Genomic DNA, 20,998 nt, shown 5'->3' with positions numbered 1-20,998 from the left:
TGTGTCCGGTCGTGCAGGAGTGGTCAGGGGCGACGGGGCGTCAGCCGGTCGTCGCGAGCTCGAGGAACCGGGCCGCCAGCGCGGTCCCCTCGGGGCCGTCGGCGCCCTCGCGGGCGATGACGAGGACGGTGTCGTCCCCGGCGATCGTGCCGAGCACGCCGGGGAGGACGGAGTGGTCGATGGCCGACGCCAGGAACTGCGCGGCGCCGGGCGGAGTGCGCAGCACGACGAGGCTGCCGGACGCCTCGGCGGTGACCAGCAGCTCGGAGCAGAGCCGGGCCAGCCGGGAGGCGAGCGCCTCCGCGTCCACGACGGGCGCGGGGGTCCGGTCGCCGCCCTCCCCCGGCGCCGCGTAGGCGAGCGCGCCGGTGGGCGTGCGGATCTTCACCGCGCGCAGCTCGACGAGGTCGCGGGACAGCGTGGCCTGCGTGACCGTCACGCCCTGGTGGGCCAGCAGGTCGGCGAGCTCGGACTGCGAGTGCACGGACTGCCGGGACAGCAGGTCGCGGATCAGCGCGTGCCGGGCGGCCTTGGTCGCCGGGACGCGGCCGGTGGTGGCGAGCGGCTCCTCGACGGGGCCGGTGGCGGCGGTCACGAGCGCTCCAGGAGCCAGGTCAGCAGCGCCTTCTGCGCGTGCAGCCGGTTCTCGGCCTCGTCCCAGACGACCGACTGCTCACCGTCCAGCACCTCGGCGGTGATCTCCTTGCCGCGGTAGGCGGGCAGGCAGTGCAGCACCAGCGCGCCGGGCGCAGCGAGGGCCAGCGCGGCGGAGTCGAGCCGGAACGGGACGAACGGCTGCTCGCGCTCGGCGGCCTCGGCCTCCTGCCCCATCGACACCCAGGTGTCGGTGGCGACCGCGTCCGCGCCCGTGACGGCCTTCGCGAGGTCGTCGGTCACCTCGACCGAGCCGCCGGTGCGCGCGGCGATCGCCGCCGCGGCCTCGACGACGTCCGCGTGGGGCTGGTACGCCGCCGGGGTCGCGATCCGCACGTGCATCCCCGCCGTCGCTCCGCCCAGCAGGTAGGAGTGCGTCATGTTGTTCGAGCCGTCGCCGGTGTACGCGAGCGTCCGGCCGGCCAGCGCCGGTACGCCGCCCCAGTGCTGCGCGAGCGTCAGCAGGTCCGCGAGGATCTGGCAGGGGTGGAAGTCGTCGGTCAGCGCGTTCACCACCGGGACGCCGGCGTGGGCCGCCATCTCCTCCAGCCGGGACTGCGCGTAGGTCCGCCAGACGACCGCGGCGACCTGCCGCCCGAGCACCCGCGCCGTGTCCGCGACGGACTCCCGCACGCCGATCCGCGCGAGGTTCCCGTCGACGGCCAGCGGGTACCCGCCGAGCTCGGCGACGCCGGCCGTGAAGGACACCTGGGTGCGCAGGGTCGGCTTGTCGAAGATGATCGCGACCGCGCGGGGCCCCTCGAGGGGCCGCTTCGCGAACCGGTCGGCGCGCAGGGCGAGGCCGAGCTCCAGGACCTCGGCCTGCTCGGCCGGGCTCAGGTCGTCGTCGCGCAGGAAGCTGCGGGGGCTCATGCGCCGTGCTCCTGACCGAGGTCGTGCGGCAGGTCCGCCAGGAGCTGCGTGAACGTCGCCGCCTGCTCGCGGGTCAGCACGTACGGCGGGGCGAGCCGGATCGTGCTGGGCGTGCACGCGTTGACGATGAACCCGGCGGCCAGCGCCCGGGCGGCCACCTCGGCGGCGACCGCGTCGGTGAGCTGGATGCCGATGAGCAGGCCCTCCCCGCGCACCTCCGCGACCAGCGGGTGGCCCAGGCCGGCGATCTCGGACCGCCACCAGGCGCCCAGGTCGGTGACGTGGGCCAGGAGCCCGTCCCGCTCGACGACGCCGATGGTGGCCAGCGCCGCCGCGGATGCGACGGGGTTGCCGCCGAACGTCGTGCCGTGCTGCCCGCGGCCGAGCAGCGTGGCCGCCCGCTCGCCGTACGCGACGACCGCGCCGACCGGGAACCCGCCGCCGAGGCCCTTGGCGAGCGTCACCGCGTCGGGGCGGATGCCGCCGCCGAGGTGCGGGTGCTGGTGCGCGAGCCAGGTGCCGGTGCGGCCCATGCCCGTCTGCACCTCGTCGAGGATCAGCAGGGCGCCGTGCGCCTCGGTGAGCTCCCGCGCCCGGACCAGGTACCCGGGCGGCAGCGGGATGACGCCGGCCTCGCCCTGGATCGGCTCCAGGAAGACCGCGGCGACCCGGTCGCCGTCGGCACCCTCGAACGCGGCCTCCAGCGCGGAAGTGTCGCCGAACGGCAGGAACTCCACGCCGCCGGGCAGCGGCTCGAACGGCTCGCGGTAGGCGGCCTTGGAGGTCAGGGCCAGCGCCCCCATCGACCGGCCGTGGAAGGCGCCCTCCAGCGCGAGGACGCGGGTGCGGCGCACGCCGCCCGGGCCCTCGCTGTTGCGGCGCGCCATCTTGAACGCCGCCTCGTTCGCCTCGGTGCCGGAGTTCGTGAGGAACACCCGGGAGCCCTCGGGGGCGTCGGCGACCTCCAGCAGCCGCTCGGCGAGCGCGATCTGCGTCGGGCTCGCGAAGAAGTTCGAGATGTGGCCGAGCGTGCCGAGCTGTGCCGAGATCGCCGCCGTCAGGGTCGGGTGCGCGTGCCCCAGGGAGTTGACCGCGATGCCGCCGAGCAGGTCGAGGTAGCGCGTGCCGTCGGCGTCCCACACGTACGGGCCCTCGCCGCGGACCAGCACGCGCTGCGGCGCGCCGAACGTGTCCATCAGCGCGTGGCCGTACCGCTCGGTCCAGTGCGCCACGGAGTCGCGGCCCGCGAGCGCGGCCGAGTCGGGCGGCTCCGGCGTCAGGTGCTGCTCGGTCACTCAGCTCACCTCGGGGTTCTGGTGGAGGGTCGGGACGTCGACCGCCGGGGCCGCGACCTGCGGGATCGGGGCGGTGAACGGCGAGGGCACCGGCTCGTCGTCCGGCAGCACCATCGTGCCGATGCCGTCGGACGTGAAGACCTCGACCAGGATCGAGTGCGCCTGCCGGCCGTCGATGACGTGCGCGCGGCCCACGCCGCCCTGCACCGCCCGCCAGCACGCCTCCATCTTCGGCCGCATGCCGGCGTCGAGGGACGGCAGCAGGTCGGCGAGCTCGCCGGCTCGGATCCGGCGGGCCAGCGAGGTGCGGTCCGGCCAGCTCGTGTAGAGCCCCTCGACGTCCGTCAGGACGATGAGCTTGCGGGCGCCGAGCGCGACGGCCAGCGCGGCCGCCGCGGTGTCGGCGTTGACGTTGAGCACCTGCGTCGGGTCGTCGATGTCGGGGGCGACGGTCGAGACGACCGGGATGCGGCCCGCGTCCAGCAGGTCGTGCACGGCTCCGGGGTTGACCTCGACGACGTCGCCGACCTGGCCGACGTCCACCTGCTCGCCGTCGACCGTCGCCGTGCGGCGCCGTGCCCGGAGCAGGCCGCCGTCCTCGCCCGACAGGCCGACCGCGTAGGGCCCGTGCGCGTTCAGCAGCCCGACGAGCTCCCGGGACACCTGGCCGGTGAGCACCATGCGGACGACGTCCATCGCCTCCGGGGTCGTCACGCGCAGCCCGCCACGGAACTCGGACGCGATGCCGAGCCGGTCGAGCATCGCGTTGATCTGCGGGCCGCCGCCGTGCACGACCACCGGCCGCAGCCCGACCTGGCGCAGGAACACCATGTCCTCGGCGAACGCCCGCTTGAGGTCGTCGTCGACCATCGCGTTGCCGCCGTACTTCACGACCACGAGGGCGCCCGCGAACCGCTGCAGCCACGGCAGCGCCTCGATGAGCACCTCGGCCTTCTGGTCGGGACGCAGGTCCGTGCGGGTGTTGAACACGAAGTCCTCGGGGACCGGGGTGGTGTCGCTCATGTCGAGTACGCGCTGTTCTCGTGGACGTAGTCGTGCGTCAGGTCGTTGGTCCAGACGGTCGCGGTGGCGTCGCCGGCGTGCAGGTCGACGTCGACGCGCACCTCGCGGGCCGCGGCCAGGTCGACGCCCTCGCGCGGGTCGCCGACGCCGCCGGCGCGGCACACCTGGACGCCGTTGATGGCGACGTCGAGCAGCGCGGCGTCGAACGGCGCGACGTCCTCCGGGACGGTCCCGACGGCGGCGAGCACGCGGCCCCAGTTCGGGTCGTTGCCGAACACGGCGGCCTTGAACAGGTTCGACCGGGTGACCGCCCGGGCCACCGCGACGGCGGCCTCCTCGGTGGTCGCGCCGGTCACGGTGACCGCGATGTCGTGCGAGGCGCCCTCGGCGTCGCCGACGAGCTGCCGGGCGAGGTCGGCGGACGCGGCCGCGACGGCCGTGGCGAAAGCCTCGGGGTCCGGGGTCACGCCGCTCGCACCGGACGCCAGCAGCAGCACGGTGTCGTTCGTCGACATGCAGCCGTCGGAGTCCACCCGGTCGAACGTGGTGCGCGTGGCCCCGCGCAGCGCGGCGTCGGCCTGCTCCGCGGTGACCACCGCGTCGGTGGTGAGGACCACGAGCATCGTGGCCAGCCCGGGGGCGAGCATGCCCGCGCCCTTGGCCATGCCGCCGACGGTCCAGCCGTCGCCGACCACCGCGGTGGTCTTCGCGACGGTGTCGGTGGTCATGATCGCGGTCGCCGCGTCCGGGCCGCCCTCGGCGGACAGCGCGCCCGCCGCCGCGTCGACCCCGCCGAGCAGCAGGTCCATCGGCAGCCGCTCGCCGATCAGGCCGGTCGAGCAGACCAGCACGTCCCCGGCCGAGGCGCCCAGCACCTCGGCGACGTGCTCCGCGGTGCGGTGCGCGTCGAGGAAGCCCTCGGGGCCGGTGCAGGCGTTCGCGCCCCCGGAGTTCAGCACCACCGCGGTGGCGACGCCGTCGGACACCGCCTGGCGCGACCAGACCACCGGCGCGGCGACCACGCGGTTCGAGGTGAACACCCCCGCGGCGACCTGCAGGGGGCCGTCGTTGACGACCAGCGCGACGTCCGGCTTCCCGGAGGCCTTGAGGCCCGCAGTCACGCCGGCGGCCCGGAATCCGGCCGGGGCGGTGACGCCCTGCGGCTCGATGTCGGTCACGGGGCGACTCCCTCGGTGGTCAGTCCGGTGCGCTCGGGCAGGCCGAGCGCGAGGTTCAGCGACTGCACCGCGGCGCCCGCGGTGCCCTTGACCAGGTTGTCCAGGACGCACAGCGCGACGACCCGGCCGGCGGCCTCGTCGACCGCCACCTGCACGAGAGCGGTGTTCGCGCCGGTGGTGGCGGCGGTCGTGGGCCACTCGCCCTCGGGCAGCAGCTCGACGAACGTCTCGCCGCCGTAGGCCGCCTCCCACGCGGCGCGCACCGACGCGGCGTCCGCGCCGGGGGCGAGCGGGGCCGTCACGGTGGCGAGGATGCCGCGGGACATCGGCACGAGCACCGGGGTGAAGGACAGGCCGGTGCGCGCGGCGCCGGCGACCCCGAGGTTCTGCGCGATCTCGGGGATGTGCCGGTGGGTGCCGCCGACCGCGTACGGCTGCGCGGAGCCGAGCGCCTCGGAGGCGAGCAGGTGCGGCTTGAGGGTGCGGCCGGCGCCGGTGTAGCCCACGGCCAGCACGGCGACGACGTCCGCGGGGTCCACGAGGCCGGCGGCGACGCCCGGCTGGAGCGCGAGGGTCACGGCGGTGACGTTGCACCCCGGGACCGCGATCCGCCGGGCCTGCGCCAGCGCGGCACGCTGCGCCGACGGGGCGGACTCCCCCGCATGCAGCAGCTCGGGCATGCCGTACGGCCAGGTCCCGGCGTGCTCGGTGCCGTAGAACCGCCGCCAGGCCTCGGGGTCGGTGAGCCGGTGGTCCGCGCCGAGGTCGACGACGAGCGCGTCGTCGCCCCGGTCCGCGAGCGCCGCGGCGATCTCCCCGCTGGCCCCGTGCGGCAGCGCGAGGACCACGACGTCGTGCCCGGCGAGCTCGTCGACGGACGTCGGGGTCAGCACCCGGTCCGCGAGCGCCCGCAGGTGCGGCTGGTGCGCGCCCAGGCGGGTGCCGGCGTTGGAGTGCGCGGTGAGCGCGCCGATCTCGGCGTCGGGGTGCCCGAGCAGGAGGCGCAGGGTCTCGCCGCCGGCGTACCCGGAGGCGCCTGCGACCGCGACGGAGAAGGACATGTGCATGAGCATACATCCGAATGCACACCTATCCATGCAGGTGCGGCGTGCCGCGCGTCTAGGGTCGGGCGGGTGACGTCCGAGACCTCCGCCCCTGCCGTTCCCGACCCCTCGCACGCTCCTGCCGCCCGTGCCGTCCTGCACGACGGCCCCCCCGTCGCCGGCCCCGGCCGCGGAGCGGTGCTGGTCCTGCCCGGTGGCGGGTACCAGATGCGTGCGGCCGACGAGGCCGGCCCCGTCGCGGCGTTCCTCGCGTCCTCCGGGGTGCGGGCGCACTGGCTCGACTACCCCGTGGCGCCCGCCCGGTACCCGGTGGCGCTGCACGAGGTGCTGATCGCCCTCGCCGACCTGCGCGCCGGCCGTCGCGGGGGCGAGCCGGTCGACGGGCCGGTCGCGGTGCTCGGGTTCTCGGCGGGCGGGCACCTGGCCGGGACGGCCGCGACCGCCACCGACGCCGAGCTCGCGGACGCCGCGGCCCTCGCCGGGATCGACCCCGCGGAGGTGCGCCGGCCCGACGCCGCGGTGCTCTGCTACCCCGTGATCTCGCTCGTCGACCACCCGCACCTCGGGTCGCGGCTCAACCTCGTGGGCAGCCCCGACGACGCCCCGGCGCGGGCGCTGTCGGTGGAGAACCGGGTGGACGCGGCGACGCCCCCGACGTTCCTGTGGCACACCGCGGAGGACGCGGCGGTCGGGGTCGAGCACTCCCTGACCGCGATGCGGGCGCTGCGGCGGCACGGCGTCCCCGCGGAGCTGCACGTGTTCCCCCGCGGCGCGCACGGGCTGAACCTCGCGATCGGCCAGACCGCCGGCGAGTGGACGTTCGCGGCCGTGCGCTGGCTCGGCGAGCAGGGCATCGGCTCCGTCGTGCGCTGACGCCGCACCGGGACGGGCTGCCGGGATGCGCTGCTGGAATGCTGCCGGAATGCGCTGCCGGCCCGTGCCGTTGCAGGCCACATGCACGCAGTCCTCGCCACGGAGCCCGGTGGTCCCGACGTCCTCGCGCCCGACGAGCTCCCCGACCCGTTCTTCGGGCCGCGCGACCTGCTCGTGCGGGTGAGCGCCGCCGGGGTCAACTTCATCGACGTCTACCACCGCAACGGCACCTACCCGATGCCGTTCCCGCACGTCCCCGGCTCGGAGGGCGCGGGCGTGGTCGAGGCCGTGGGCCGCGAGGTCCGGGACTTCGCGGTCGGCGACACGGTCGCGTGGGCGTCGGCCCCGTCGTCCTACGCGGAGCTCGTCGTGGTGCCGGAGGTGATCGCGCTGCCCGTGCCGGACGGCGTGGGCGACGAGGTGGCCGCCGCGCTGCCGCTGCAGGGCATGACCGCGCACTACCTCGTGACCTCGACGTTCCCGGTGCAGCCGGGCAAGGACGTGCTGGTGCACGCGGGCGCCGGCGGCGTCGGCCTGCTGCTCACGCAGCTCGCCGTCGCGCGCGGCGCCCGGGTGATCACGACCGTCGGCTCCGCCGAGAAGGAGGCGCTGTCGCGCGCCGCCGGGGCCGCCGAGGTGATCCGGTACACCGAGCTCGGCGACCTCGGCACCGAGCTGCCGGAGATCGTGCGGGACCTGACGGGCGGTGCGGGCGTGCACACGGTGTTCGACGGCGTCGGCCGCGACACCTTCGAGGCCTCGCTGGCGTCGCTGCGCCGCCGCGGCGGGCTCGCGCTGTTCGGCGCGTCGTCCGGCCCCGTGCCACCGTTCGACCCCCAGCGGCTCAACGCCCTGGGCTCCCTGTTCCTCACCCGGCCCACCCTGGGCCACCACACCGCCACCCGGGAGGAGCTGACCTGGCGGGCGGGCGAGCTGTTCGACGCCGTCGCCGCCGGCACCCTCGACGTCCGGGTCGGCGCGACGTTCCCCCTCACCGAGGCCGCCGAGGCGCACCGCGCGCTCGAGGGCCGCGCGACCACCGGAAAGGTGCTCCTCACCGCATGACGAACACGACTGAGCTGACCGTCGAGATCTGGTCCGACATCGCCTGCCCCTGGTGCTACATCGGCAAGCGCCGGTTCACCGCCGCGCTGGAGGCCTTCGAGCACCGCGAGCACGTCCGCGTGACGTGGCGGTCCTTCGAGCTGCAGCCCGACGCCGAGCCGTCCTCCGCCCACCCCGGGCTGACCGAGGCGACCATGCTCGCGGAGCGCAAGGGCATGCCCGTGGAGCAGGTCCGGCAGATGTTCGCCCAGGTGACGGCCGTGGCCGCCGAGGTGGGGCTGGCGTACGACTTCGACACCGTCGTGCCCGCCAACACGTTCGACGCGCACCGGCTGGTGCACGTCGCGGGCGAGCTGGGCGGGGCCGGCGCGGCGGCGGACGTCGTCGAGCGGCTGATGAGCGCGCACTTCGAGCACGGCCGGGTCGTCGACGACCCGGACGTGCTGGTGGCCGTGGCCGGCGAGGCCGGGCTCGACACCGACGCCGTGCGCGCGGCGCTGGCGTCCGGTGCGGGGGCGGGCGCCGTCCGCGCCGACGAGGCCGAGGCCGCGGCCATCGGCGTGCAGGGCGTCCCGTTCTTCGTCGCCGACCGGCGGCTGGCCGTCTCGGGGGCGCAGCCCGTCGAGGTGTTCGCCCGCCTGCTCGACCAGGCGTGGCAGGACGCGCACCCGCGGGTGACCATCCCGACGCTGGCCGGCACCGCCGAGGGCGAGGCCTGCGGGCCCGACGGCTGCGCGATCTGAGCCGGCCGGGTCCCTCGCACGACGAGGCCCCGCCTCCCGGGAGCGTCCCGGGGGGCGGGGCCTCGTCGTACCGGCCTCCAGCGGGTCAGCGCCGGACGGTCACCGTCACCGGGGCGCTCGTGCTGCTCGCGACCACGTCCGGCTTCGAGGGCACGAACGTCGCCGTGTACTGGTGCTCCCCGACCGGAGCGGTGCGCGGGACCGTGCCGAGCGCGAGGCCCAGCAGCACCGGCGACCGGCCGATCACGCGGTCACCCTCGCGGAACTCGACCGTCCCGGACGGGAACCACGTGCCGTCGACCTGGACGCGCGCGACCAGGAGCGTCGGCAGCCACGTCCCGTACGGCTGCGTCGACCGGCTGGCCGACAGCGTCGTCGTGGACGGCGTGAGCACCGGGCCCTCCGGCTCCGCCACGGTGAGCGGCAGCGTCACCGTCGTGCCGCTCGGCGCGGCGACGAGGGTCAGGGTGTGCGCCCCGGCCGTCGTGCCCGCCGGGACGGTCACGGCCACCTGCGCCGCGCCGGCCGTGACCGCCGCGGAGCCGATCGACGTGCCGTCCAGCTGCACGTCGAGCGTGGTGTTCTGCGGGGCGCCGAGGCTGGTGAGGTCCAGCCCCGTCACGGGGAACGTGAGCTCCTCGCCCGCGGTGACCTCCTCGGGCAGGGCCGGGACGCCGACCGCCCGCTCGTCGAACTCGGGCGACAGGCCCGGGTTCGCCTCGAGGTACGCGATCCACGCGTCCCGGTCGATCAGCCCGGAGTCGGCGGTGTCGGAGCCCTCGGCGAAGACCCGGAAGTTGTCGCCGCCCTGGGCCAGGAACGAGAACGTGCCGATCCGGTACTCCGCGGCCGGGTCGATCGGCGCGCCGTCGACCGTCACCGAGGTGATGCGGCTGCCCAGCGGCTGCGTCTCGTCGTACGTGTAGGACACGTTGTCCGAGAGGCCGAGCTGCAGGTACGGCCGCGACGGGATGGTGCCGTCCGCGTTGGTCTGCCACTGCTGCTCGAGCATCGTGACGACCTGGTCGCCGGTGAGCGTCGTCGTCCAGAGGTTGTTCACGAACGGCAGGACCGCGTTGGCCTCGGCGTAGGTGATCGTGCCGTCGGGCGCGTACAGCAGCTCCGCCCGCAGGCCGCCGGGGTTGACGACGCCGATCTGCGCGCCGCCCCGCTCGTCGGACGCCAGGGTCTCCAGCAGCGCGTCGGCCACCAGGTTGCCGAGCGCGGACTCCTTCGAGCGGTCGTCCCGGGTGGGACCGACGTACGTGCCACCGGGACCGGTGTAGCCGCCGCCGGAGTAGGCCGTGGTGATGTCGGCGGTCACCGAGCCCTTCGGCTGGTTGCCGACGACGGCCGCAGCGGCGATCGCCGCGTCCACGATGGCCTTGACCTCCGCGACCCGCGGGTACTGCGCCACGAGCGCGGCCTGGAAGTCGGCCGGGGTCTGTCCGGCCGCCGGCGCGAGCCGGGCGACGTTCGAGCCCGCGAGCGCGGACACGGCGTCGGTGGCCGGGTCGTAGGTCAGCGTGACCTTGCCGATGTTCTCGCCGTACGAGCCGGTCTGCACGATCGGCCGGGTCCACTCGCCCTCGGTGTCCGGTGCGGCGGGGCCGTACCAGGCGTACTGCTTGTGGGTGTGGCCGGTGAACACCACGTCCACGTCGGCCGAGGTGAGCGTCGCGATCTCCGAGAAGGCGCCGCCCGCAGCGATCTCCTCCTCCAGGGTCGCGCCGTCCGGCGTGCCGGCCCCCGCGCCCTCGTGGTACTCCGCGACGACGACGTCGGCCTCGCCGTTCGCCTCGTCGCCGTCGGAGAGCTGCGCTGCGACGCGGTTGACGGCGTCCACCGGGTCCCCGAAGTCGAGGTCCGCGATGCCGCCGGGGCTGACCAGCGACGGCGTCTCCTGCGTGACGGCGCCGATGACGCCGACCTGCACCCCGTCCACGTCGATCAGCGCGTACTCGTCGAGCGCCGGGTCCTGGGTGCCCTTCGCGTACACGTTGGCGCCCAGGTACGGGAACTCGGCGTTGGTGCCGCCCGCGATCACGCGGTCGACCAGGTCGGCGAACCCGCGGTCGAACTCGTGGTTGCCGACCGCGGACGCCCCCAGGTCGAGGGCGTTCAGCACGTCGATCGTCGGCTGGTCGTCGGCGACGGCGGAGGCGAACAGCGACGCCCCGATGTTGTCGCCGGCGGACAGGAACAGGGCGCTGCCGCCCGCCGCCTCCGCCTGGGCCCGCTGCTGCTCGACCGTGCCCGCGAACGCCACCGTGTTGGCGTCGATCCGGCCGTGGAAGTCGTTGATGTTCAGCAGCGTGAGGTCCACCGGGCCGTCCGGGGCGGCGTCGCCCGCGTCGAGCCCGACGAGCACCGGGTCGTGGTCGGAGGACCGGTACGGGTCCGGCGCGTAGAACAGCGTGCCGTGCGCGTTGTAGCGGCTGTACTCCAGCGCGACGGACTCGCCCGCGTTGATGTTCCACACGTCCGCGCCCGTCGCCCGGTCCAGGGCCGCCTCGTTCAGCAGCACGTGGTCCAGCGAGCCCGACAGGCCGGAGAACGAGTACGAGTACTCCCCCGCGTCGAGCGCCGTCGTGGCGTCGGTGTAGCCCGCCTCGTACAGCACCTGCAGCGGGTCCTCCTGGGTGTAGGAGTTGAAGTCGCCGAGCAGCGCGACCGCCTCGGCGTCACCTTGCACCGTGGGCACCCAGTCGCGCAGCGCCTGCGCCTGCCGGACGCGGGACTCGTTGGACGCGCCCTGGCCGTCGCCGGTGTCGGCGTCGCCCGCCCACGGGCCGGCCGAGCCCTTCGACTTCAGGTGGTTCACCACCACGAACAGCTCCTCGCCGCCGCCGACCGGGGCGAACGCCTGACCGATCGGCTCGCGCGCGTTGCCGAACGCCTGGTCGTCACCGGACTGCGTGCCGAGCGCGCGGGCCTCGCCCACGGTCTCGACGGCCGCCGGGCGGTAGATCAGCGCGTTGGTGATGGTGTCCTGCTGGTCCGCCGCAGGCAGCTCGGCCGACGAGGGCACGTACGCCCACGTCCCCGCGCCCGCGGCGGCGTTCAGCGCCTCGACCAGGGTGGCGAGGGCCTCGTCGGGCACGCCGTCGACCCGGGCGGAGTTCTCGATCTCCATCAGGCCGACCACGTCCGCGTCCAGGGCGTTGATCGCGGCGACGATCTTGTCCTGCTGGCGCTGCAGGTCCTCGGGGTCCCACGCGCCGCGCTGGTCGCAGCCCTCGCGCACGGTGACCGGGTCGCCCGTGCGGTCCGGGTACGCGACGCAGGACGCCGTGTCCGCGCCGAGCGTCGTGAAGTAGTTGAGCACGTTGAACGACGCGACCGTCACGTCGCCGCCCAGGTCCTCCGGCGCCGCGGTGCGGTCGTCCTCGAAGGCCACCGGGACGGACGCCGGGTTCGCGGCGTCCACCGGCAGCGTCGGGTTCAGCTTCCAGAGGTTGTTGCGGTAGTCCACCACCACCGGGGCGGTGAAGGTCGCCGCCGCGCCCACGCGCACCGGGTCCTCCAGCGACACGTACGGCGGGGTCAGGCCGGTGTTCGCGGCCGACAGGAAGTTGGTGCTGGCGCCGTCGTCGAGCACCACGGCGCGCGCGGCGTTCTCCGCGACGACCTGGTCGTACTCCGGGGTGCCGGGGCGCGCGACCTCGGTGGGCTGCAGGAGCGGCGTCGCCCCGGCGGCCAGGCCGACCTCGCCGTACTGGTTCGTGCTGTAGGTGTTGCTCACCGTCAGGTCGCCGGACGGCAGGTAGAGCATCGACTCCAGCGCCTCGCGGGCTGCGGCGTCCGCGGGCCACGTGCCGGTGACCGGCTCGACGGCCGCGTCGCCGTCCAGGTGCACCAGGCCGGCGGTGCTGGCGACGGTGATCTCGGTCAGGCCCTGGTACTCCGAGACCGCGCCGGTCACCTGCACCAGGTCGCCGATCGCCACGGCGCCGGCCGTCGCCTGGGAGAAGACGAACACCGCGTCCGACGCCGTCCGCGCCGCCGGGTCGGTGCCGCCGCCGGTGCCCGGCGTCTGGATGACGTACCCGCGGTAGCCGCCCGTGGCGTAGACCGCGGTGACCACTCCCGTCGTCGTGACGGTCTGCCCGGCCAGCGGGGACGCGTCGCCCGTCCCCTGGACCTGCGCGATCGTGTGCGTGTCCTCGGCCGCGACCGCGGGGGTCGCGGCGAGGGGTACCCCGACCAACGCCCCCACGGCGGCGAGGCTCGCCACCCACCTCGTGCGTGTGCGTACAGCGCTCACCGATGTTCTCCGATCCCCCGGGGCGATGCCCTCGTCAGCAGGCCGCATCACAGTCGTCACACAGCCGGTGACAACGTATGGGCGGTATGTCCGGATAGACAAGCACGAGGGAGGGACACGAAGGTTGCGATCGGGTGAACGCCGGGGCGCCGGGGGTGGTCCGGACGGGCGGCACGGGCAGGACGACGACGGCCCCGCACGCCGACCTCGCGGGGTCGGCGTCCGGGGCCGTCGTGGCGCCGGTCCTACGCGCGCAGGGTCGCGCCGAACCGCCGCTCCGCCTCCGCGACGACCGCCTCGCGCACCGCTGCGGTCTCGTCCGCCGTCAGCGTGCGGTCCGCCGCGCGCAGCCGGAGGGCGAACGCGAGCGACCGGTGCCCGGCGCCCACCTGCTCGCCGGCGTACACGTCGAACAGCCGCGCGCTCTCGAGCACGTCGCCCGCGGAGCTCGCCGCCGCGCCGTCGCGCACCGCCGCCAGCACGTCCGCCACCGGCACGGAGTCCGGCACGACGAGCGCCACGTCCTCCTTGGCCACCGGGAAGGTCGACACCTCGTGGGCGACGACCTCGCCGCGCGGCGCGGCGGTGAGCAGCACGTCGAGGTCGACCTCGAACGCGCACGCCCGGGCGGGCAGGCCGAGGGCCGTCACGACCTTCGGGTGCAGCTCGCCGGCGTGGCCCACCAGCGCCCCGTCGACCGTGCGGAAGCGCGCGCAGCGGCCGGGGTGCCAGGGCGCCCGGTCGGTGTCGGCCTCGACCACCAGCTCGACGCCCAGGGTCTCGCCGAGCAGCCGGACCGCGTCGATCGCGTCGGCGTGGTCGGCCGCACGCCCGGCGCCCCACCAGCCGGCGGGCTCCCGCAGGCCGGTCAGCACGCCGGCGACGTGCCGGGGCTGGGCGGGAACGGCCGCGCGGATCGCGTCGAGCACGTCGTCCGAGGGACGCGCGGCCACCGGCGGGACCGGGGCCGGCGCCGTGCCCGCACGCGGCAGGGTGACCGCGCCGACCTCGAACACGGCGAGGTCCGTGGTCCCGCGCGCGACGTTCCGCCGCGCCGTGTCGAGCAGCGTCACGAGCAGCGACGAGCGCAGGTACGGCTGCTCCTCCGACATCGGGTTCGCGAGCCGCAGCATCGACCGGCGCTCGTCGTCCTGGGGCAGCGACAGCGCGTCGAGCTGCGCGGTCCCGACGAACGGGTAGGACAGCGTCTCGACCCAGCCCGTGTCCGCCAGCACGTCGGCGACGCGGCGGCGGCGGCGCTGCGCGGTCGTCAGCCCGAGCCCGACCGGCGAGCGCGGCACGACCGACGGGATGACGTCGTACCCGTGCAGGCGCGCGACCTCCTCGACCAGGTCCACCGGCTCGGTCAGGTCGGGACGCCACGTCGGCACCGTCACCGGCACCACGGCGTCCGCCCCGGCACCGACGACCTCGCCGACCGTGCAGCCGATCGCCCGCAGGTACCCGGTGACCGCCGCGACGTCCAGGTCCAGGCCGATCAGCCGGCCGGGCAGGGCCACGGGCAGGGTCAGCACCGGCGGCGGGGTCGTGCGGTCGACGTCCGTGAGCACCGGGTCGGGCGTGCCGCCGCCGTGCTCGGCGAGCAGCTCGACGACCCGGGCCACCGCCGCGCGCGGCAGCTGCGGGTCGACACCGCGCTCGAACCGCTTGCTCGCCTCGCTCGGCAGCTTGTGCCGGCGGGCGGTGCGCGCGATCGTCACCGGGTCGAAGTGCGCGGCCTCGATCAGCAGGTCGGTGGTCGACGCGGACACCTCGGTGTCGGCACCGCCCATCACCCCCGCCAGCCCGAGCACGCGCCCGGCGTCCGGCCCGTCGGTGATGAGCAGGTCCTCGGCGTCCAGCGCCCGGTCGACCCCGTCGAGCGTCGTCAGCCGCTCCCCCGCGCGCGCCCGGCGGACCACGATGGGCTCCGCCAGGGTGGCCAGGTCGTAGGCGTGCAGCGGCTGCCCGAGATCGAGCATCACGTAGTTCGTCACGTCCACGGCCAGCGAGATCGGGCGCATGCCGGCCTGCGTCAGGCGCTGCTGCATCCACGACGGCGACGGCGCGCTCGCGTCGACGCCCCGCACGACCTGCGCGACGAACCGGTCCGCGCCCGGGACGCCGTGCACGGGCGCCTCGTCGCGCAGCTCCACCGCGAAGCCGCCCGTCGTCGCGACGCCGTCCGCACCGGCCGCGCCGACCAGCCCGCGGTCGGTGAACACCGCACCGGTCGCGTGCGAGTACTCACGGGCGACGCCCCGCATCGCGAAGCAGTAGCCGCGGTCCGGGGTCACGTTGATCTCCAGGACCTCCTCGCCGAGCCCCAGCAGGGCGCGGGCGTCGGTCCCCGGGGCGGCCTCGATGCCGAGCTCCGACAGCACGATGATGCCGTCGTGGTCCTCGCCCAGGCCGAGCTCGCGGGACGAGCAGATCATGCCGTCCGAGACGTGGCCGTAGGTCTTGCGGGACGCGATCGCGAACGGCCCGGGCAGCACCGTGCCGGGCAGCGCCACGACGACGTGGTCGCCCACGTCGAAGTTGTGCGCGCCGCACACGATGCCCCGCGGGGTGCGGGAGCCGTCCTCCGCCGTGCCGTTGTGGTCTCCCACGTCGACCTGGCACCAGTTGATCGTCTTGCCGTTCTTCTGCGGCTCCGGCACCCGCTCGACGACGCGCCCGACCACGAGCGGGCCCGAGACGGCGGCCGGGTGCACGGCCTCCTCCTCCAGACCCACGCGGACCAGGTCGGCGGCGAGCTGCTCGGCCGTGATGTCGTCAGGGAGCTCGACGTGCTCGGCGAGCCACGTCAGGGGGATGCGAGGCATCAGATCACCGCCCGGAACTGGGTGGAGAAGCGCACGTCGCCCTCCACCATGTCGTGCATGTCCGCGATCTCGTGACGCAGCATGAGCGTGCGCTCGATGCCCATCCCGAACGCGAAGCCGGAGTACACCTCGGGGTCGACGCCCGCCGCGCGCAGGACGTTGGGGTTGACCATCCCGCAGCCGCCCCACTCGATCCAGCCGGGGCCGCCCTTCTTCTGCGGGAACCACAGGTCCATCTCGGCGCTGGGCTCCGTGAACGGGAAGAACGACGGCCGCAGCCGCGTGCGCGCGTCCGGGCCGAACATCGCCTTCGCGAAGTGGTCCAGCGTGCCCTTGAGGTGCGCCATCGTCAGGCCCTTGTCGACCGCGATGCCCTCGACCTGGTGGAACACGGGGGTGTGCGTCGCGTCGAGCTCGTCGGTGCGGAACACCCGGCCCGGGCACGCGACGTACAGCGGCAGCTCCCGCTCGAGCAGGCTGCGCGCCTGCACCGGCGAGGTGTGCGTGCGCAGCACCAGGTGCGGGTCCGGCTCGCCGTCCGGCGCGGCGACGTAGAACGTGTCCTGCATCTGCCGGGCGGGGTGGTCGGGGCCGAAGTTCAGGGCGTCGAAGTTGAACCACTCCGCCTCGACCTCGGGGCCCTCGGCGATCTCCCAGCCCATGGCGACGAACACGTCGGCGACGCGCTGCTGCAGCAGCTCCAGGGGGTGGCGGGCGCCGCGGGCCCGGCGGTCGGACGGCAGCGTGACGTCGACCGACTCCTCCGCGAGCACGCGGGCGTCGCGCTCGGCGGCGAGCTCGGCCTCCCGGGCGGCGATCGCGGCGTTGACCCGGCCGCGCGCCTGGCCGACGGTCTTCCCGGCGACGGCCTTGTCGGCCGGGGCCAGGCCGCCGATGGCACGGTTCGCGAGGGCCAGGGGGCTCCGCTCGCCGGTGTGCGCGAGGCGGGCGGCCTTCAGCTCGTCGAGGTCGCGCGCGGCGGCGAGCGCCGCCAGCGCGTCGGACACGGCGTGCTCGACGGCGTCGGCGTCGAGCGGGGACAGGGGTGTGTCGGGCGTGGACATCCAGACCTTCTCTGCTGGCACAGCGGGAGCGGCGGCGCGACGGTCGCAGCGGGGGTGCACCCCGCGCGAACGCACCGGCCAACGGGCGAGTCTAGTGGCGCCCGCTCCGGGGCCCGGGAACCGTCCGCGGCGGAGCCGGACGGGACCTGTGCTGCGCGTCAGAGGGAGCCGACGACGGACCCGGGAACGGGCCCGGGAAATCGGCGGCTCGACCGCGAGGGCGTGTCAGTCACGCGTGCCATGCTGCCACAGGGGCCCGGGGCGCGGGCCACCCCTTTCCCGGCGGACGACGAGGAGAGACCATGGCCGCCGCACCCACGGGTCCGGACGACGGTCCGGCGCAGTTCGTCGACGCCGACCTGCGCGGCGCCCGGTTCGTGCGGGCAGACCTGTCGGGCGTGGTCATGCGCGGCGTCGAGCTGGACGGCGCCGACCTGGACGCCCCGTGGCTGCTCGACGGCGGCTCCCTGCTCGTCAACGGGGTGGACGTGGTGCCGTTCGTCCAGGCGGAGCTGGACCGGCGGTTCCCGGGCCGCTCCGCCCGGCGCGCCGACGACCCGGACGGCCTGCGCGCCGCGTGGGCGGCCGTCGAGCGCACCTGGGAGGCCACGCTCGAGCGCGTCGCCGCGATGCCGGCCGGCACGGTCGACGTCTCCGTGGCGGGCGAGTGGTCGTTCGCCGAGACCCTGCGGCACCTGATCATGGCGACCGACACCTGGCTGCGGGGCGCCGTCCTCGGGGTGGAGCAGCCCTACCACCCGTACGGCGTGCCGAACGCCGAGTACGCCACGGACGGCTACGACACGTCGGTGTTCACCACGCGGGCCCCGACCTACGCCGAGGTGCTCGAGGTGCGCGCCGGCCGGGTCGCGATGGTGCGGGACCTGCTCGCCGGCGTGACACCCGAGCTGCTCACCGGGACGCGCGCGAACCCCTGGGCCCCGGGGAAGCCGGAGACCGTGCTCTCGTGCCTGCACGTGGTCCTCGAGGAGGAGTGGGAGCACCACCGCTATGCGGTCCGCGACCTCGACGTGATCGCCGGGCGGCCCGCGGCCGGCTGAGCGGCGGGGCGCCGGGTCAGTCCGCCCCGTCGGCCCCGAGCGGCCACGCCGCGAGCGTCCGGTACAGGGGCCCGCCTGCACGCCCCTCGCCCGGGCGCGACTCGGCGAGCACCAGCTCCGTGACCGGCCACCGCGGCCCCCGGTACACCGCCAGCGCGTGCACCAGCAGGTCGCCCGGGTCCGGCACCGCGAGGTCCCGGCGCCGGCGCCCCCCGCGCGGCTGCGCGACCCGGCCGAGCGTGAGGTGCGGGCGGGACCGCACGCGGTCGTCCTGCCGGGCACCGATGATCTCCCCGGCGTCCCGGCAGCCGTCCACCAGCGCGTGGACGGCCTCCACCTCCCCGCCGACGCCCGCCCAGAGGGTCCGGTGCGCGAACACCCCGGCGCCCGTCAGGGCCAGGTCGAACGGGTGCCCGCCGGCCGCCACGTCGGCGAGCTCCTCGGCGAGCAGGTCCACCCGGCCCTCGCCGACGTCACCGAAGAACGCGAGCGTGACGTGCCAGTTCTCCGCCGCCGTCCACCGGACCCCGTCCGGGCCCGAGCGGCCCGGTGCCGCCTCCGGGTCGACGCCGATCGCCGTCGTCAGCGCCCCGGCGAGGTGCTGCCGGACCTCCGGTGTGGGCCACAGGCCCGCGAAGACGCGCACCGCACCAGCATGCCCGACCCGGGGCGACCGGGCGCGGGGCTCGCGCTCCCGGCCGTCAGCGGTGCGCGCGCGACGACGCGTACAGGCAGACGGCCGCCGCCGTGCCGAGGTTCAGCGACTCCGCCCGCCCCCGCAGCGGCACCCGGACGACGGCGTCGGCGCGGTCGCGGTCCTCGGACGGGAGGCCCCACGCCTCGTTGCCGAACAGCCAGGCGGTCGGGGCGCGCAGATCGGCGGCGGCACCCGTCCCGGCGTCCCGGGCGGCGGCGTCCTGCAGGTCGTCCAGGTCCAGGTCGCCAGAGCCGTCCGCCGCGAGCACGGCCAGCCCGGCGGCGCGCAGGGCGGCCACCGCGTCCGTGACCGGGACCCCGGACACCACCGGCAGGTGGAACAGCGAGCCGGCCGTGGACCGGACGACCTTCGGGTTCGTCGCCTCGACGCTCTCCCCGGCGATGACCACCGCGTCCGCACCGGCCGCGTCCGCGACGCGGATCACCGTCCCGGCGTTCCCGGGGTCCCTCACGCGCGCCAGGACGGCGACGAGCGACGGCCGGGTGGCGAGCACGGCGTCGAGGGCGCCGGCGTCCAGCGGGCCGACCAGGCCGGTGTCGTCCGGGCGGCGCTCCCCCGGTGCCGCGTCCGCGACCACGAGGACCCCCTGCGCGTCGGGCGACATCGCGGTCAGCACCTCCTCCGTGCCGACATGCAGGTGCAGCCGGGCCGCCGCCGCGTCCTCGACGATCTCCGCGTACCGGTCGGCGGCCTCCTGCGTCAGGTACACGTCGACGACGAGGTGCGGCGCCCAGCGCACGACCTCCCGCACCGCCTGCGGCCCCTCGACCAGGTACCGGCCGGCGCGCCGGCGCCCCGCACGGGCCGCGAGGGCACGGACGGCCTTGACGCGGTCGGCGTGCGGGTTGGCGAGCAGGGGGGCGAGCGGCGGGCGTGCGGCCCCGGGGCCGGGGTGCGAGGTGCTGGACACGGGACCATCCTCCCGCACGCCTCCGGCCGGCCGGCGCCGGCGCCGCCCGTCCCGGCACCCGTCCGGCAGGCCGACCCCGCACGCCGCGCCGGCGGTCGCCCCGCAGCCGGCCCCGCACAAGGACTGCGCCCCTCCGCGGCGACCGCGCCCCGTGCAGCGGGCGCAGTCCCGGCTACCGGGCGCAGTCCCCGCTACCGGGCGCAGTCCCCGCTACCGGGCGCAGTCCCGGCTACCGGGCGCAGTCCCCGCCCGGAGGCGCAGTCCCGGGCCCGGCCGCGCTCCCCGGCCGGTGGCGGCAGCCCCGCGCCCGGGGCTCCGGACGCGCGAGACCCCCGCGTGCCCGGGGGCTCGCGGGGGTCTCGAGGGTGCGGGGCGCCGGCGGACCGGCGCTGCGCGGGTGCTGCGGTGCGTCAGGCCGCGGCGCGCGGCGCGTTGACGTCGGCCGGCAGCGCGTTCTTGGCGACCTGGACCAGCGCGTTGAACGCCGGCGCGTCGTTGACGGCCATGTCGGCCAGCACGCGACGGTCGACCTCCACACCCGCGAGCTTGAGGCCCTGGATGAGGCGGTTGTAGGTCATGCCCTGCTCGCGCGCCGCCGCGTTGATCCGCTGGATCCACAGCTTGCGGAAGTCGCCCTTGCGCGCCTTGCGGTCGCGGTAGGCGTACACGAGGGAGTGGGTGACCTGCTCCTTGGCCTTGCGGTACAGGCGCGAGCGCTGCCCGCGGTAGCCGCTGGCGCGCTCGAGGGTTGCCCGGCGCTTCTTCTGGGCGTTGACCGCCCGCTTCACGCGTGCCACGTGATGCTCCTTGCTTCGTTATCAGGTCGGCGTGGGGCCGCGGCGCTCGCGCGCCGACGGGTCACTTGCCGAGCAGCTTCTTGATCTTGGGGGCGTCGGCGGGCGACATGACCTGGTCGGCCGCGAGGCGGCGCGTGCGACGGCTGGACTTGTGCTCCAGCAGGTGGCGGGCGTTGGCCTGCTCGCGCATGATCTTGCCGGTTCCGGTGATCCGGAAGCGCTTCTTCGCACCGGAGTGCGTCTTGTTCTTCGGCATGGCTGCCGTGTCTCCTTGTCGTCGCATCGCGCCGAGGGGCGCGACTCGTCCGTCCGGTCCCGGCGGGGTCCGGGCGATGGTGGTGCTGGTCAGGCGTTCTGCGACCCGCCGGACGACTGGCCCCGGGGGGCCGGTCGCGCCGAGGGGCGCGGGCTGGGTGCCGGCCGCGGCGCGGGCCGCGGGGTGGGCGTCGCCGTCGTCCCGGCGCAGGATCCGGGCGTCGGTCAGGGCGTGCAGCACGTCGTACACCGCCTGGACGGAGACCGTCGGCAGGGCGGTGCGGGCGTGCCGGAGGACGGCGTCCGCGTCGGCGTGGGGCAGCGCCTCCA

General features: G+C 75.7%; 17 protein-coding genes. 4 read left to right on the top strand and 13 right to left on the bottom strand.

Annotated features, from left to right (window positions below; genetic code table 11):
• Nucleotides 1-40: 40 nt before the first annotated feature.
• The 6 genes from KJP73_RS14635 to argC are packed head-to-tail and all read right to left on the bottom strand — an operon-like array spanning nt 41 to nt 6,090.
• A complete protein-coding gene (locus tag KJP73_RS14635) occupies nt 41-595 on the bottom strand; it encodes an arginine repressor (RefSeq protein WP_213283605.1) in 555 nt (184 codons plus the stop codon).
• A complete protein-coding gene (argF, locus tag KJP73_RS14630; protein ID WP_213283604.1) occupies nt 592-1,527 on the bottom strand; it encodes an ornithine carbamoyltransferase in 936 nt (311 codons plus the stop codon). Before argF ends, KJP73_RS14635 begins: the two co-directional genes overlap by 4 nt.
• The gene (locus tag KJP73_RS14625) at nt 1,524-2,822 is read right to left on the bottom strand and encodes an acetylornithine transaminase (protein WP_249669413.1); all 1,299 of its coding nucleotides are present in this window, start codon (nt 2,820-2,822) and stop codon (nt 1,524-1,526) included. Before KJP73_RS14625 ends, argF begins: the two co-directional genes overlap by 4 nt.
• The gene (argB, locus tag KJP73_RS14620; RefSeq protein WP_213283603.1) at nt 2,823-3,845 is read right to left on the bottom strand and encodes an acetylglutamate kinase; all 1,023 of its coding nucleotides are present in this window, start codon (nt 3,843-3,845) and stop codon (nt 2,823-2,825) included.
• Nucleotides 3,842-5,023 (bottom strand): bifunctional glutamate N-acetyltransferase/amino-acid acetyltransferase ArgJ, encoded by a 1,182-nt coding sequence (gene argJ / locus KJP73_RS14615; RefSeq protein ID WP_249669412.1) that lies wholly within the window; start codon nt 5,021-5,023, stop codon nt 3,842-3,844. Before argJ ends, argB begins: the two co-directional genes overlap by 4 nt.
• On the bottom strand, nt 5,020-6,090 hold the full coding sequence (gene argC / locus KJP73_RS14610; RefSeq protein WP_249669417.1) for an N-acetyl-gamma-glutamyl-phosphate reductase: 1,071 nt from the start codon (nt 6,088-6,090) through the stop codon (nt 5,020-5,022). Before argC ends, argJ begins: the two co-directional genes overlap by 4 nt.
• Before the next feature lie 66 nt (nt 6,091-6,156).
• On the opposite strand from argC, the gene KJP73_RS14605 reads away from it, so the two are divergent.
• The 3 genes from KJP73_RS14605 to KJP73_RS14595 all read left to right on the top strand — a co-directional run bounded on the left by KJP73_RS14605 (nt 6,157) and on the right by KJP73_RS14595 (nt 8,768).
• Nucleotides 6,157-6,960: an alpha/beta hydrolase gene (locus KJP73_RS14605; protein WP_213283601.1), complete on the top strand. Its 804-nt coding sequence runs from the start codon at nt 6,157-6,159 to the stop codon at nt 6,958-6,960.
• 81 nt (nt 6,961-7,041) lie between these two features.
• Nucleotides 7,042-8,025: a quinone oxidoreductase family protein gene (locus tag KJP73_RS14600; protein WP_213283600.1), complete on the top strand. Its 984-nt coding sequence runs from the start codon at nt 7,042-7,044 to the stop codon at nt 8,023-8,025.
• Nucleotides 8,022-8,768, top strand: coding sequence for a DsbA family oxidoreductase (locus KJP73_RS14595; RefSeq protein WP_213283599.1), 747 nt, complete (start codon nt 8,022-8,024; stop codon nt 8,766-8,768). The genes KJP73_RS14600 and KJP73_RS14595 overlap by 4 nt, the downstream gene beginning before the upstream one ends.
• An 85-nt stretch (nt 8,769-8,853) precedes the next feature.
• On the opposite strand, the gene KJP73_RS14590 is transcribed toward KJP73_RS14595, so the two are convergent.
• The 3 genes from KJP73_RS14590 to pheS all read right to left on the bottom strand — a co-directional run bounded on the left by KJP73_RS14590 (nt 8,854) and on the right by pheS (nt 16,927).
• Nucleotides 8,854-13,083: an ExeM/NucH family extracellular endonuclease gene (locus tag KJP73_RS14590; RefSeq protein WP_213283598.1), complete on the bottom strand. Its 4,230-nt coding sequence runs from the start codon at nt 13,081-13,083 to the stop codon at nt 8,854-8,856.
• A 197-nt stretch (nt 13,084-13,280) separates the two neighbouring features.
• Nucleotides 13,281-15,863 (bottom strand): phenylalanine--tRNA ligase subunit beta, encoded by a 2,583-nt coding sequence (gene pheT, locus KJP73_RS14585; protein ID WP_213283597.1) that lies wholly within the window; start codon nt 15,861-15,863, stop codon nt 13,281-13,283.
• A complete protein-coding gene (gene pheS, locus KJP73_RS14580) occupies nt 15,863-16,927 on the bottom strand; it encodes a phenylalanine--tRNA ligase subunit alpha (protein WP_213283596.1) in 1,065 nt (354 codons plus the stop codon). The genes pheT and pheS overlap by 1 nt, the downstream gene beginning before the upstream one ends.
• 302 nt (nt 16,928-17,229) lie before the next feature.
• On the opposite strand from pheS, the gene KJP73_RS14575 reads away from it, so the two are divergent.
• A complete protein-coding gene (locus tag KJP73_RS14575; protein ID WP_213283595.1) occupies nt 17,230-17,988 on the top strand; it encodes a DinB family protein in 759 nt (252 codons plus the stop codon).
• 16 nt (nt 17,989-18,004) lie between these two features.
• On the opposite strand, the gene thpR is transcribed toward KJP73_RS14575, so the two are convergent.
• From thpR to rpmI, 4 genes are all read right to left on the bottom strand, one after another.
• The gene (thpR, locus tag KJP73_RS14570; RefSeq protein ID WP_213283594.1) at nt 18,005-18,634 is read right to left on the bottom strand and encodes an RNA 2',3'-cyclic phosphodiesterase; all 630 of its coding nucleotides are present in this window, start codon (nt 18,632-18,634) and stop codon (nt 18,005-18,007) included.
• Nucleotides 18,635-18,689: 55 nt separating this feature from the next.
• The gene (locus KJP73_RS14565; RefSeq protein WP_249669410.1) at nt 18,690-19,616 is read right to left on the bottom strand and encodes a TrmH family RNA methyltransferase; all 927 of its coding nucleotides are present in this window, start codon (nt 19,614-19,616) and stop codon (nt 18,690-18,692) included.
• 410 nt (nt 19,617-20,026) lie between these two features.
• Nucleotides 20,027-20,413: a 50S ribosomal protein L20 gene (rplT, locus tag KJP73_RS14560; RefSeq protein WP_213283593.1), complete on the bottom strand. Its 387-nt coding sequence runs from the start codon at nt 20,411-20,413 to the stop codon at nt 20,027-20,029.
• 61 nt (nt 20,414-20,474) lie between these two features.
• Nucleotides 20,475-20,669 (bottom strand): 50S ribosomal protein L35, encoded by a 195-nt coding sequence (rpmI, locus tag KJP73_RS14555; protein ID WP_213283610.1) that lies wholly within the window; start codon nt 20,667-20,669, stop codon nt 20,475-20,477.
• Between the last annotated feature and the right edge of the window lie 329 nt (nt 20,670-20,998).

Origin of the sequence: Cellulomonas hominis (assembly GCF_901521055.1) — a bacterium.
Lineage (GTDB): Bacteria > Actinomycetota > Actinomycetes > Actinomycetales > Cellulomonadaceae > Cellulomonas > Cellulomonas endometrii.
The sequence above is the reverse complement of the archived record's forward strand: the minus strand, read 5'-3'. Positions and strand labels throughout refer to the sequence as shown.